This window comes from Salininema proteolyticum (genome assembly GCF_042685645.1).
GTDB lineage: Bacteria > Actinomycetota > Actinomycetes > Mycobacteriales > Micromonosporaceae > Salininema > Salininema proteolyticum.
The window spans coordinates 811,115-823,661 of sequence record NZ_JBHUNX010000001.1; the positions used below are offsets into that span (position 1 = coordinate 811,115).

12 protein-coding genes are annotated in these 12,547 nt (G+C 70.3%); 3 read left to right on the plus strand and 9 right to left on the minus strand.

The window, feature by feature from the left end; translation table 11 throughout:
* On the minus strand, positions 1–2,484 hold the full coding sequence (locus tag ACFTE1_RS03875) for an FtsK/SpoIIIE domain-containing protein (RefSeq protein WP_380617394.1): 2,484 nt from the start codon (positions 2,482–2,484) through the stop codon (positions 1–3).
* Between the two features lie 143 nt (positions 2,485–2,627).
* Here ACFTE1_RS03875 and ACFTE1_RS03880 point away from each other — a divergent pair, with 143 nt between their 5' ends.
* Positions 2,628–5,435 (plus strand): AfsR/SARP family transcriptional regulator, encoded by a 2,808-nt coding sequence (locus ACFTE1_RS03880; protein ID WP_380617393.1) that lies wholly within the window; start codon positions 2,628–2,630, stop codon positions 5,433–5,435.
* A 48-nt stretch (positions 5,436–5,483) separates the two neighbouring features.
* Here ACFTE1_RS03880 and ACFTE1_RS03885 read toward each other — a convergent pair whose 3' ends face one another.
* The 7 genes from ACFTE1_RS03885 to ACFTE1_RS03915 form a co-directional block, all read right to left on the minus strand.
* Positions 5,484–5,825: a YbaB/EbfC family nucleoid-associated protein gene (locus ACFTE1_RS03885; RefSeq protein ID WP_380617392.1), complete on the minus strand. Its 342-nt coding sequence runs from the start codon at positions 5,823–5,825 to the stop codon at positions 5,484–5,486.
* The gene (locus ACFTE1_RS03890) at positions 5,822–6,112 is read right to left on the minus strand and encodes a YbaB/EbfC family nucleoid-associated protein (RefSeq protein WP_380617391.1); all 291 of its coding nucleotides are present in this window, start codon (positions 6,110–6,112) and stop codon (positions 5,822–5,824) included. Before ACFTE1_RS03890 ends, ACFTE1_RS03885 begins: the two co-directional genes overlap by 4 nt.
* Positions 6,109–6,834, minus strand: a complete 726-nt coding sequence (locus ACFTE1_RS03895) for a hypothetical protein (RefSeq protein WP_380617390.1) — start codon at positions 6,832–6,834, stop codon at positions 6,109–6,111. The genes ACFTE1_RS03890 and ACFTE1_RS03895 overlap by 4 nt, the downstream gene beginning before the upstream one ends.
* A 14-nt stretch (positions 6,835–6,848) precedes the next feature.
* Positions 6,849–7,112, minus strand: coding sequence for a hypothetical protein (locus ACFTE1_RS03900; protein ID WP_380617389.1), 264 nt, complete (start codon positions 7,110–7,112; stop codon positions 6,849–6,851).
* 390 nt (positions 7,113–7,502) lie between these two features.
* Positions 7,503–8,681: an RNA-guided endonuclease InsQ/TnpB family protein gene (locus ACFTE1_RS03905; RefSeq protein ID WP_380617388.1), complete on the minus strand. Its 1,179-nt coding sequence runs from the start codon at positions 8,679–8,681 to the stop codon at positions 7,503–7,505.
* A gap of 376 nt (positions 8,682–9,057) precedes the next feature.
* Positions 9,058–9,258: a hypothetical protein gene (locus tag ACFTE1_RS03910; RefSeq protein ID WP_380617387.1), complete on the minus strand. Its 201-nt coding sequence runs from the start codon at positions 9,256–9,258 to the stop codon at positions 9,058–9,060.
* Between the two features lie 97 nt (positions 9,259–9,355).
* Positions 9,356–10,216: a LysR family transcriptional regulator gene (locus ACFTE1_RS03915; RefSeq protein WP_380617386.1), complete on the minus strand. Its 861-nt coding sequence runs from the start codon at positions 10,214–10,216 to the stop codon at positions 9,356–9,358.
* Positions 10,217–10,285: 69 nt separating this feature from the next.
* On the opposite strand from ACFTE1_RS03915, the gene ACFTE1_RS03920 reads away from it, so the two are divergent.
* Positions 10,286–11,215: an EamA family transporter gene (locus ACFTE1_RS03920; RefSeq protein WP_380617385.1), complete on the plus strand. Its 930-nt coding sequence runs from the start codon at positions 10,286–10,288 to the stop codon at positions 11,213–11,215.
* 145 nt (positions 11,216–11,360) lie between these two features.
* On the opposite strand, the gene ACFTE1_RS03925 is transcribed toward ACFTE1_RS03920, so the two are convergent.
* On the minus strand, positions 11,361–11,726 hold the full coding sequence (locus tag ACFTE1_RS03925; RefSeq protein WP_380617384.1) for a hypothetical protein: 366 nt from the start codon (positions 11,724–11,726) through the stop codon (positions 11,361–11,363).
* A 219-nt stretch (positions 11,727–11,945) separates the two neighbouring features.
* Between ACFTE1_RS03925 and ACFTE1_RS03930 the strand changes: the two genes are divergently transcribed.
* Positions 11,946–12,512: a Uma2 family endonuclease gene (locus tag ACFTE1_RS03930; protein WP_380617559.1), complete on the plus strand. Its 567-nt coding sequence runs from the start codon at positions 11,946–11,948 to the stop codon at positions 12,510–12,512.
* Positions 12,513–12,547 lie beyond the last annotated feature (35 nt).

Genomic DNA, 12,547 nt, shown 5'->3' on the forward strand with positions numbered 1-12,547 from the left:
TCACTCCTCGAATTCGTCGAGACGGCCCGCCTGGACGAACGGGACGGTCAGCGTCTGGGCGCCCTCGTGCCGGTCGACGAAGAGGCAGCGGTTGGTGCGGGGGTTCCACCCGGCCTGGGAGCCGGTGACGGCGTCCGCGTCGGCGGGGGAGACGTTGAGCAGCACCAGGCCGGCGCAGCTCTCGCGTTTGCCGGAGCCGCCGATGTCGTCGAGGAACCGCCGGGCACCGCGCCACCACCCGATGAGGTGGGTGCGGGACGAGGGGCCCTCCTCCAGGACCTTCCGCAGGGCCGCCGTGTCGCCGGCGCCGCCGTCGGCTCCGAACCAGATCGCGTAGCGAGGCCGCGGACCCGGCTCGGCGAGCGCCTTCACGTCGAGGTCGGCGACGGTGTGCCCCTGTGCGGCCAGGGACTCCTTCAGCGCGCCGGCGGCATCCTCGGTGCCCACGGCGTGCGAGCCGATGTGGAACTCGGCCTCGCCGCCCCGGTACGTCTTCGCGAGAGACTCGGCCGCCGCGACGAGGAGGTCCGACCCGATCCGCTGCGTCCCGACCACCGCGAGGTGGCGGCCCGGGGTGGGCCCGAAGGGGAACGACACCGTCGACAGCTCGACATCGACCGCGCGCCCTATGAGCGCGCGCGGCGGCATGTCCGGCCGCAGAGCGGTGTAGCGCGGATCGTCGTCCAGATGCCGTTCGTCGAAGCCGCGGAACACCAGCGGTTCGGTGTCGTCGCCGCGCCGCTCCCACCACTCGCGGCGCAGGCCCGCGAGCCGTTCCTCGTCGGCGGTCATGTCGGGGAAGGCGATCAGCCGGTTGTGGCCGCGGATGCCGGCCGCCTCGTTGACGACCGCCTGGCCCACCGCCAGGTCCGCCGCCGCGTCGTTGTCCTCTTCGAGGAGGTGCTTGGCGCCGGGCAGGGCCACGCGCATGGGGAACTGGCCGAAGATGGAGTCCTTCTTGGCGTACAGGGCCTCGACGCCGCTGATGGTCTGGGAGGCCAGGATCATGTGCACGCCGTAGGAGCGGCCCTTGCGGGCCAGCTCCTCGAGGTGCGAGACCGCTTCCCGTGCGACGGTGTCGTTGCCGGCCAGGAGGACGTGGAACTCGTCGATCACCGCGAGGATCCGGGGGAGCTCCGCCTCCGGGCGGGCCTCGCGCAGCTTGGCGAGGCTGGTGACCCCGGCGCGCTTCATCATTCCCGCGCGGCGCGACAGCTCCTTGCGCAGGCGGGTCAGGACCGCCAGGCCGTACTGCCGGTCGGACTCGACTCCGACCGCCTTCACCTGGGGAATCCATGTCGGGTCGCCGGGCGAGGGCGTGAACTCGTTGAAGGAGACGCCCTCCTTGAAGTCCAATAGGTACAGTTCGAGTTCGCGGGGCGAGTAGCGCGAGGACAGCCCGTAGAGGACGTCCAGGAGGAAGACCGTCTTGCCCGAACCGGTGCGGCCGCCCACCATCCAGTGCGGGGTCGCGTCGTCGAACGACAGCGACACCTGTCCGGCGGTGTCCCTTCCGGCCACTGTCGACAGCCCCTTCACCGACGACTCGCTCCACTCGGGGGAGACGACGTCCTCGGGGCGCACGGTCGCCAGGTCGCGCTGCTTGGCGGCCCGCTGCGCGACGACGGCCTGGGCCGTGCCGGGAGCCAGGGGCTTGGCCAGGACGACGTCCTCGGCCAGTCCGGCCGCCGCGACCCTCTCCCCGACGGTGAGGTGGACCGTGTTCTCCAACGGCGGCAGCGAATCGCCCTTATAGGAGGGGCGCCAGCCGCAGAGGACCAGGTGCGTGCGGCTGCGGCGGCCCGCGTGGGCCAGGGCGGCCAGGCGTTCGCGGTGCGCCTTGCCGACTTGAGGTGGCATCCCGGCGACCACCAGCACCTTATAGGGGTACTCCTCGAGGCTCACTCCCCGTCCGGCGGCCTCGCTCGTCTCCGAGACGTGCTTCTCCCAGTCTCCCAAGAGCCTGGCCAGCCCCATAGCGTCCGTGGCGACCGGCTGCGCGAGCTCCGCCTCCACCAGCGGACTCAGCGGGGAGAAGACCTGGCCGAGCGTCACGCCGTCGACGAAGCCGAACTCCACCTTGGGATAGGCGCCCACGAGCCGGACCAGGAGGGACTGCAGGAACCCCGCCACGCGCGGGTCGGCCGCGTCGCCGTCGGCCGAGAGGTGGCCCGCCCCCAGGAGGTCCACCAGAACGGGGAAGGCCTCGTCCCCGTCGCCCGACCGTCCGATGCAGACGGCTCCGGAGCGGGGCCGGGACTCGGAGGGCACGGCCGGATCGGCGCCGTTCTCCGCCAGCCACGGATCGCACAGGCTCTCCGCCCGCGCGGCGATGGAACGGCGCAGCCGCCTGCGCTCGCCCTCGGCGTCCTCGGGCCGCCGGCCGGCCTCGACCAGTTCGAGGCGGCCCGCGACTTGGTCGGCGGCGGTCTCGGCCCGGCTGAGCCTCTCCGCGGCCGCGCGGATCCTCTTACGCCAACCCATGTCGCTCCTTCGGATCGGTCCCGCTCGGACACCTAACACTGTACCGAGACCACCGGGACCCGACCGAGGTGACCGCTCTATCACTCCGGACCCTGGCCGCCGTCCACTAGCCTGGAGAACGCAAACCGGAGAGGGAGGACTCCATGGCCGCGACCCTGCACGTCACCGTCATGAACACCTTCAAGGCCACAGTAGAGGGAAGGCCGGCGGGCCTGGAGGGCGTCCAAATCGTCAAGGCCACCGCCTACCTGGCCCTCAACGCCGGGCGCGTCGTCACCCAACGGAAACTGCTGAGCGTCCTCTGGGACGGCGACCCGCCCGACACCGCCGCCCGCCAAGTCGGCAACATCCTCTCCTCCATACGCAAGACCCTCCGCGACGCCGGCTTCGACGGCATGGTCAACCGCAACAGGGCCACCCTCCTCACCGACGTCGACACCGACGCCGCCCTCTTCGACCGCACCCTCGCCTCCGCGCGCTCCGCCAGAGCCGACGGACGCACCGAACAGGCCCTGGCCGACATCGACGCGGCCCTCGCCCTCGTACCGCCCGAACCCTACCCCGACCTCGACGGCGACGTCTTCGACCGCGAGGCCACCCGACTCCTGCGCCAGGCCGCCCGCGCCGAGCTCGAACGCGTCGAACTCCTCGCCGAACTGGAGGAGTGGACCGCCACCGTCGCCGCCGGACAGGCGCAGCTCCCCGCCCACCCCTACTCCGACATCCTCGCCCGCGCCCTCATGACCGCACACCACCACCTCGGCGAACCGGCCGAGGCCAGCCGCGTCTACACCGAGTTCCGCGAACGCCTGGCCGACCGCTCCGGACTCGACCCCGCCGAGGAGACCAGCGCCCTCCACACCGCGATCCTCCGCGACCGCCTGCCGCGCCGGACGACCCGGCGGGCCGAGGCGGCCGTCCCGCGCGAGCTCCCCGCCGCGCCCCACCCGTTCGTCGGGCGCGAGAAGGAGACCGCCGCGATCGTCGAAGCCCTCGAAGGAACCGGAGGACACCTCCGCGTCGCCACCGTCCACGGCCCCGGGGGAATGGGGAAGTCCGCACTCGCCCTCGCCGCGGGACACCGGCTCGCCGACCGCTTCCCCGACGGCCAGGTCTACCTCAACCTCCACGGCCACACCCCGGGACACGCCCCGCTGACCCCGACCGAAGCGCTGCGGCGCATGCTGCGCTCCCTCGGCGTCGACCCCGGAGGCACCGAGACCGAGGACGAGACGGCCGCCCGACTCCGCACCGTCCTCGGCGACCGGCGCGTCCTCCTCATCCTCGACAACACCCGCGACACCGCCCAGGTCCGCCCCCTCCTCCCCGGAAGCGCCGGAGCGGCCGCCGTCATCACCAGCCGCCGCCCCCTCGCGCTCGCCGGAGCCTCCACCTCGATCGCCCTCGGCCCGCTGCGGGACGGAGACGCCCGCGACCTGGTCACGCACGGACTCCCCGCGACCGCCTCCGACGGATCGGCCGCCGACGCCATCGTCGCCTCCTGCGAGGGAATGCCCCTCGCCCTCACGATCGCCGCCGCCCGCTGCCGGACCCGCCCCGACCTCTCCATGGCGGCCTTCGCCCGGCGACTCTCGAACGAGCGGAACCGCCTCTCCCAGCTGCAGATCGACGACCTCGCCGTCCGAGCCTGCCTCTCCACCGGCTACGACGACCTGCGCGAACGCGGAGGCGACCACGCCCTCGCCGCCCGCACGTTCGCCCGCCTCGGCTCCCACCCCGGCGCGGACTTCGACACCCGGCTGCTCGCACTCCTGGCCGAGAGCGACTACACCACCGCCGAACGGGTCGCCGAGATCCTCGTCGAGTTCCAACTCGTCGTCCCCCTGGACGACGGGCGCTTCCGCATGCTCGACCTGATCCGCCTCTACGCCGCCGAGACCGCCGGCGAGGGGGCCGAGACGCGCCGCCGCCTGTTCGCCTACTACTTCGCACAACTCAAGCTGTTCACCGACCCGGAGGTCGGAACCGCGATGCCCCCGCTGGCCGTGCCGGAGGAGCCCTACACGCCTCCGGACGACCTCCCCGCCCGCGACGGTTCCGCCTGGCGCTCCTGGATCAGGGCCGAGGCCGACAACATCGAGCGCGTCGCGCTCGCGGTGAGCGAGGACGAGGCGGGCTACGACGAGCTGTTCCTGGAGTACTCCCGGACGGCGTACATGGCGCTGCTGCGGGCGCTGGCCGACGTGAACGACACCATGGCGCTGGTGCGCCTCGGGATGGAGTCGGCCGAGCGGCTGCCGACCAGCAGGCAGAAGTACGCGGCCACGATGATGGCGGCCGTGGCGCACACCGAACGCGCGGAGTTCGACCGGGCGGAGGCGTTCCTCGCCTCGGCCGCCGCGATGGCCGACGAGCTCGGCGACCGCCGCTACCGGGCCGACTGCCGGGTGCGGCTGGCCTCGGTCCGCTACCGGCGCGGGGACCTGGAGACGGCTCGGCGCCTGGCCGACGAGGCCGGGGCCGTGGCCCGCGAGGAGGGCCATCCGCGGATCCGCTACCTGGCGGGCCTGTACGGGTCGCGCATCAGCGAACGCCTCGGCGAGACCGAGCGGGCCGTGCGGGAGGCGCGGCGGCTGGTGTCGTTCGCCGACGGGTTCGACGCCGAGCTGTACCGGAACGACGCCCTGGACAATCTGGCCTTCCGCCTCGTCCGCAGCGGCAGGGCCGAGGAGGCTCTGGAGGTGTTCACCGACCGCCAGGAACGGTTGCGGGAGAGCGGCGACGAGGCGACGGTCAACTACGCCGAGGTCCTCTGGGGAACGGGGGAAGCCTACTACGCCACCGGGAATCGGGGCGCGGCGCGCAGCCACTGGAATCGCGCGGCCGAGATCCTCTTCCACCGCGGCCATCTCACCTCGGAAGAGCGGGAGGAGGTGCGAGCCGCGGTCGGCCGTCCGCCGACGCCGACCGCGATCGCGCTCTCCTCCTAGCGGATCGCCGACAGCGGCGCGAGCGCCCTCCCCGTGAAGGACGCTCGCCTACTCGCCGCCTTCGTTGAAACCGAACCCTCCGCCCATGTCGCGCATGCGCCTGTGATGCCGATCCTGCGCCCGGGCGATGGTCGCCACCATCAGCGGACCGAGCGCTTCGCGCATGTCGAGGGCGGAGGGTTCGATGTCGAGCGAGCGGATCTCGCCGCCGCCCGACACCGTCACCGACAAAGCTCCCCCATCGTCGGTGACGGTGGTCTCGAGGCGTTCCAGGCCGCCTTTGACGATCTCCAGCGCCTCCAAACGCTCGGTCAGGTTGCGCTGCGTCTCCTGCATGCGCTCCAGGAGGCTCACGGGGTCTATGGGGACCGGTTTCGCCCTGTCGGTCATTTCCGCTCCTCGTCGATCTTCTCGGTCCATGCGCCGACCACGTCCTCGAGGCCGCGCGCGTGCCTCTCGTCGGCCTTCGCGGCCGCTTCGCCGATCAGTTTCAGCGTGAGCGCGGCCAGCGCCTCGGCACCCAGGTCGACCGCGTTCGGGGCCAGCGCGATGCCGGTGACCCGGTGGCCGGGGCCGACTCTTACGGTGACCGCGCGGTCGGGGGAGGAGGCCTCCACCTCTATCGCGTCGGCGACTGCCCGTGCGGCGGCCGTGTCGAGGGATTCGTCCACTGTCATGTCCTCTCGCTCCTCTGCCGGCCGTCGGTTCCGGACGGCGGGTCCGCCAGTTCGCGGCATGTCTCCAGGGTCTCCTCCAGCCTCAGGACGAGACCCTCTCCGACGCGGAACACCTCGGCCGCGCGCAGATAGGCGTCGACCATGCAGAGGAGGGCATCGGTCAGAACGTATTCCAGCCTGACGGCGGCCAGGGTGGCGCGGGCTCGGTTCTCGTCGGCGGTTCCGGGCAGGGCTCGGGCGGTCTCGGCGGCCGCGTCGGCCAGGATCGCGTCGAAGTGGCGTGAGAGCCTTTCGGAGAACTCCGCGTACACCTCGGCCAAGAGTCCCAGGTGGACGGCGACGTCTCGGGTCAGGGCCACCGCGTCCGGAAAGCTCCGGTGTCCGCCGGGCGCGCTCGGGTCGTGAGGACCGCTCTCCGGGGCGAAGGCCTTGGCCCGGCGGGCCCCGGCCAGGCCGTTCAGGACCAGGCCGTCCAGGGATGTGGCCACCGCCTTCCACATGGCGCCCAAGGCCATGAGGCGGGGAGGATTGCCCTCCGCGTAGCCGTACAGGTCCTCCATGCGGCCGATGAGGGCGGCGAGCGGTTCGAGGCGGAGTCCGGCCAGCGGCCGCGCGAGGAGGCCGATGTCCGGCCTTCCCACTCCGTCCTCGACCGTGAAGGCCTCCATGGCGTCTCCGGCCAAGTCGACGAGGCAGCGCGTGATCCCGTGGATGCCGCTCACCGCTCTCCGCCCTTTCACGGACGCGCGCCCGGTGCCTCCGCGGAGGGGCCGTCAAGGGGCTCGCCGGCCTGCCGCAGGGTCTCGATAGTGGCTCGGGCGCTCTCGGCGCAGCGTCCGTAGGCCGTCATCAGAGGGCGGCCTATGACGCCCGCCAAAGCGGGTTCTCCCGTCGCGTCGGCGGCATAGGCGGCCACCGCGGCGAAGTCGTCGCCTGGTCTCCTGTCGGGGCCGGCGGGGGAGGGGCGATCCTCTCGGCCGGGGGCGGAACCGTCGTGCATCGGCGGACGGCCTCCTTTCGCGTGCTGTGCCCGTCGCCTGGTTCCAGGGGAACCGGGTTACGGGTACAGCCTGTCCGCCGATTTCACATGGGAATCATATGGCGATATCGCCACAGGTCGCGAGGGGTGGACGGCGACACGGGGGTTCCGCGGTGCCGCTGACTGCGGAGGGCATCGGCAGGGACCGGCCACGGACCGAGCGGCCCGGAAGCCCTGGAGGAGCGTGGTCCTCTTCGCGAGAGGGGGTTCTTCCAAGGCTCACCGCCGGGTTCGGCTCAGAGGGAGATGTCGGTCTCTCGCACGAGCGTCAAGTGACCTCCGATTGGGATCGGTGGCTTGTACCTCGTCCTCCGCCGCTGGGTGCGGCGTGGCGGATAGATCGCTGCCGCGCTATGCGGCCGTTCCGGACCCTTGACTCACGGCCCAAGCCACACGTGCGCGTGCTCGCACGTTCACGGCGGCTATGACGTCGGCGGGGCCAGCGAGCCCGCACCCCCGACATTCGAAGTCGTCTCTGGTCTTCCGGTTGGCCCGTTCGGTGTGGTGGCACAGCGGACACATCTGCGACGTGTAGTGCGCGTCCACGACCACCACCGGCACGCCCGCACGGACCGCCTTATAGGCGATGTACTGGGCGAGCTGGTAGAACGGCCAGTGAGAGATTCTGCCCCGCTGGGACCGTGGGAGCCGTACCCGGTCGCGGATGCCCTCGAGTTCTTCGAGCGCGACACCGCGTCCGGTGCGTTCGGCCTCGGACACAATCTCTTTGCTTATCTTGTGGTTGACGTGGGAAGCGTGCCGCGATTCTCTGCGGGCGCGCTGCTTGAGCTTCCGCTTGGCGGCCTTGGTCTGCTTCGCTTGCAGTTCGGAGCGGACCCGTGCCTGGCGACGCCGGTACCGATCCAGACCCTTGCCTTGATAGTTGACCTCGTCTGAGGTGGTGGCGAGGTTGACGATCCCCCGGTCCACGCCGATGAAATCGATCGGCTCATACTGGGCGGGCTCGGGGACATCGACTGTCGCGGCGAGGTAGAGCACCCCGTCGCGTTCGAACAGGTCCGACTCGCCCTTCCGGTACTGGGCCAAGGTCTTGAGGTCGGTGATCGAGCAGGCGAACGATACACCTTTGAGTCGCCCGGCGGTGGTCCAGATCGACACGGTGCGGGCCTCCAGGTCCCACGACAGGCACCGGTCATCGAACGGTTGCGCCGCAGCGGGACGGAACTCGACCGGCTTGCTCAATGCAGAACGTTTCCGCTTCCCGCGTAGGATTCCGGCTTTGACCTGACCGTATACGGTCGTGTAGGAGTCCACGATTTTCCCGATCGTGCGGATTGCCGGCTGCGCGCTCAAGCCAGCGTCCTTGAGGGACTGGTAGACGCGCTTTTGCAGGGCGAATTTTCGTTCTACACGGCCGGTCGTGATGTTGCGGTGGCGAAACGCTATCCGGGAGATCCGGTTGGCCTGCTCGTTGCAGAGGGACAACGTCCCCGACAGCGCCTCGAACTGCGCCGTGTCCGGGACGAGCTTGACCGTCACCACCTGCTTCACGTCTGCCACGATATCCACGGGTACGACAATGAACTGAGCGCATTCCTCCCCACCGTAAACGACGGGGCCTCCGGTCGAGGTCGACCGGCCCGCCCTCGGAGTAGACCGTCACACGGTAGGCGTACTCGGAGCCGTGCGGCATCTCGCAGGTCGGCTTGGTGACGGTCACTCCTTCTATCCCGGGGACGGGTTCCGGCGCTCTCACCGCCTCGGCCTTGAACCTGAAGTCGTTGTCGAGTTTCGTGGTGACCTCGGAAGAGTCCGCGCCGTCCGGTCCGCTCCACCGGATCTGCTCGAGTTCGACTGCGAAGACACCTTCTTCGTCGAGGCATAGCAGTATGCCCCCGTCCTTGTCCTCGTGGACAGAAAGGGCACCTTCGCCGGGATCGTGCTCCTAGCGTTCCGGGGCGTCGACGCCGCAGGCGGAGGCCAAGAGCGGAACCAGGATGATCGAGGTCGCCGCGGACTTCTTCAACGCCCGTCCCCTCTCCGCGTGTTCGGAATACCGGCCACCGTAGCGGACTCGACGGGACGCGATCCGGAAACTGATCGGCGGAATCCCCGCGTCCGCTAGGCGCATCGAGATCAGTGGCATTCCGCTCCAATTCGAAACGGCCGGTGCCGCGGGGGTGTTCCCCGGCGAAGGCGTCAACCTCGGCGGTCCTGCTCGCGGAGAGGCGACAGCGCCCGAGTCAGGCGTCCGAGGCGATCTCGTGGGCGAGGTCGACCAGGTCCGGAATCGACCGATGGGTCGGAGTCCCCCTGCGCCAGGCGACGACCAGCGGCACCGGAGGCGCGTCGGCCAAAGGCCGGAAGGCGACCTGGGGATGCCGGAAGAGACTCGGCGTCGCGGCCGTGGTGATGCCGTTGCCCCGCCCGGCGGCGATCGCGGTCATCCACTCGTCCGTGTTGCCGACCTCGATCACCGTCGCGGGCCGCCTGTCCGAGGGCCACAGGTCCAGGCTCGTCGTCCCGGCCACCGTGTTCAGGACGAGGGGGTACTCGGCCAAGTCGCTCAGCGACAGCTCGTCGGACTCGGCCAGGTCGCTGCCCGCCGGCACCACGGCAAGCCGGTCCTCCTCCACCAAAAGCTCGGTGACAAGGCCCGTCGCCACGACATCCCCCCGCAGAAACGCGACGTCGGCCTTCCCCGTGGTGAGCCCTCCCGTCCGGTCGTCGAGGCGGCGGATCTCCAGCGGCACTTCGGGATGCGCCTCGTCCCAGCGCCGCAGCAGCGGGATCGTGCGGTCCCCGAACGCCGCCCACGAATGCCCGAGGCGCAGCGGCAGCGACTCCAGCGAGCCGGGGTCGAGCGCCGTGTCCACTGCGGCCACCGCCGCAGAGGCCTGATCCCGGAACCGCCGCCCGGCGGCCGTGAGCTCGAGATGGTGCGTCGACCGGTCGACCAGGCGCACGTCGAAGTGGTCCTCGAGCTGACGCAGCGTTCGCGACAGGGCCGGCTGGCCGACGCGCAGCCTGGTCGCGGCACGGGTGATGGCGCCCTCCTCGGCGATGGCGAGGAACGCGCGCAGGTGACGAAGCTCGATGGTCATGCTCCTCAAGCATAACCACCGTGAGATCGGCATTTCACATTATCGGGGAGGCTTCTTAATGTGGAGGACGTGACAGACCCGTTGACCAAGACCCCGGCCGCAGGATCCGCCTCCGCCGCACCGGATCCGACACTCGACAGCCCGAACCGACCCGCCTCCGGCGGAGTCGCCGGCATCGCCCTGGTCCTCGGCGGCGCCTTCTCCGTGCAGTTCGGCTCCGCCGTCGCCGCACTGGCCTTCCCCCTAGCCGGAGCCCTCGGCGTGGTGGCGCTGCGCATCTCCATCGCCGCCGTGCTGCTGTTGGCCGTCTGCCGTCCCCGCCTGCGCGACTACAGCAGAGCCGACCTCGGCGTGGCGGCGGCCTTCGGCCTCGCCCTCGGCGGTATGAACGTCTTCTTCTACCTGGCGATCGAACGCATACCCATGGGCCTGGCGGTGACGCTGGAAGTCCTCGGCCCGCTCGTGCTGTCGGTGGTCATCGCCCGACGGGCGCTGAGCCTGCTGTGGGCCGGGCTGGCCCTCGCGGGAGTGTTCCTGCTGGGCCGGGGAGGCCTGGAGGAGATCAACCTGGCCGGCGCGGCGTTCGCCCTCTGCGCCGCCTCCATGTGGGCTGCCTATATCGTCCTCAGCTCCAAGGCCGGCGAGCGCTTCCCCCGACTCGACGGACTGGCCCTGGCGATGGTGGTGTCCATGCTGGTGAGTCTTCCGCTGGGCATCGGTTCGGCCGGCACGGCCCTGCTCGACCCGGTCGTCCTCGGCCTCGGCGCGGCCGTGGCGATACTGTCGTCCGGCCTGCCCTACGCGCTGGAGCTGCTGGCCCTGCGCCGGTTGCCGAAGTCGACGTTCTCCATCCTGATGAGCCTGGCCCCGGCGATCGCGGCGCTCGCGGGCTTCCTCGTCCTCGGCCAGACCTTGACACTGCTGCAGTGCCTGGCGATCGGCCTGGTCATCGTGGCGAGCGCGGGAGCGGTCCGGACGGGGCGGGCGGCGAAGAGCTGAGTCGGCCGTCGGAGAGCCCGGCCTCGTTCGGCCGGGCTCTCCGCGTTCGCCGGGTCCACCCGTCGCGGCGGGACGGGCGTCGAGGTTCCGGGCAAACGTTCTCTGGCGATCCCGCCACCATGCCGGCGCGGTCGCTCAGAGGCGGTTAACAGCCGCCGGCCCACCGGACGTTCTTCAGTTCGGATCCGGCCGGGAAACCCCAGGTGGTCTGGCCTTGGCCCGCGGCCTGGAGGCAAGCCGTGTAGTCGGCTCCTCCCGACAGCTCGACGGTGAACTCCAGGTTGTCGGAACCGCGGTTCTTGACGTACCCGTTCGAGTCGAAGTGCCCGAGATCGGCCCCGTCGGCGGTCGTGCTGCTGTAGACGACGGTGCTGCCCTGGTAGACGCAGTACTCCCCGGGGTCGCAGGTGTCGGCCGCCATCGCGGGTGTCGGGACGGCCATGGCGGCGAACGCCGTGGCACCGACTACGGCGGAGAGCCCTGCGGACATGCGGCGAAGAGAGTTTGTCATCGAAGCTCCAATCGTGAGGGATAATCACTTACGGAGTCCGCAATGTATGCCATGGCCGAAGAGGGCACAACCCCACATTCCAAGTGCGGCAGGGAAACTGATGTTAGATCGGGAAGCTTTGGGGACGGGCTTTCTCGACGGAGAGGGTTTCGCGGCCGAGGCTCCTGAGTAGAATGGCTCACGGTGCGATGGACGGCCATTCAGAAAGCGAGCGTTGTGATGGATCCGTCGTGGGAGGTGGTGAGGCCCCCGCGCGAAACGGGTTGGGAATCCGCCGATCTGGACGTCATCAACGTGCCTCCGCACACCGAGGTCTTGAGAGGGCGTCTCTTTGCGGCATTGCTGCCCCAACGTCGCTATCACCGCCTCTATATACACGAACTGCTGCACCAACTCGAAAGGCAGACAGGCGCGGGCTTCATCGTCGAGGCCGAGATGACGGCGACGGTCAATAAGCGCAATCGACCAGAGCCCGACCTACTGGTGATCCGCGATCGACCAGAGTACGAAGACCTGAACATCGCGGACTTCAAAGCCGAGGACGTCACGGTCGTCGTTGAAGTCGAGTCCCCCGCCACGGCCGATGTGGACCGGAACATCAAACCGGGCGTCTACGCCATGGGCGGGATCGAGTGGTACGTGAGGGTCTGGCGCGACGAAACGGGAAATCCGTGGATCTCCGTGTCCCGGCTGGAGAACGGCGAATACCGGGAGATCTCGTCCGAACAGGGCGTCGGGACGCTCGACCTCGACGGGCGACCGGTGGTCCTCCGCCTCGGACAGTAAAGCCGCCGCGCCCCGAAGGACGCGGCGGCCGGAAA

What these genes read in the sequence shown, in the direction of transcription:
- ACFTE1_RS03930 (WP_380617559.1), top strand. Translation starts at nt 11,946, where the DNA reads ATGGATCCGTCGTGGGAGGTGGTGAGGCCCCCGCGCGAAACGGGTTGG.
- ACFTE1_RS03880 (WP_380617393.1), top strand. Translation starts at nt 2,628, where the DNA reads ATGGCCGCGACCCTGCACGTCACCGTCATGAACACCTTCAAGGCCACA.
- ACFTE1_RS03925 (WP_380617384.1), bottom strand. Translation starts at nt 11,726, where the DNA reads ATGACAAACTCTCTTCGCCGCATGTCCGCAGGGCTCTCCGCCGTAGTC.
- ACFTE1_RS03885 (WP_380617392.1), bottom strand. Translation starts at nt 5,825, where the DNA reads ATGACCGACAGGGCGAAACCGGTCCCCATAGACCCCGTGAGCCTCCTG.
- ACFTE1_RS03910 (WP_380617387.1), bottom strand. Translation starts at nt 9,258, where the DNA reads ATGCCACTGATCTCGATGCGCCTAGCGGACGCGGGGATTCCGCCGATC.
- ACFTE1_RS03890 (WP_380617391.1), bottom strand. Translation starts at nt 6,112, where the DNA reads ATGACAGTGGACGAATCCCTCGACACGGCCGCCGCACGGGCAGTCGCC.
- ACFTE1_RS03915 (WP_380617386.1), bottom strand. Translation starts at nt 10,216, where the DNA reads ATGACCATCGAGCTTCGTCACCTGCGCGCGTTCCTCGCCATCGCCGAG.
- ACFTE1_RS03900 (WP_380617389.1), bottom strand. Translation starts at nt 7,112, where the DNA reads ATGCACGACGGTTCCGCCCCCGGCCGAGAGGATCGCCCCTCCCCCGCC.
- ACFTE1_RS03875 (WP_380617394.1), bottom strand. Translation starts at nt 2,484, where the DNA reads ATGGGTTGGCGTAAGAGGATCCGCGCGGCCGCGGAGAGGCTCAGCCGG.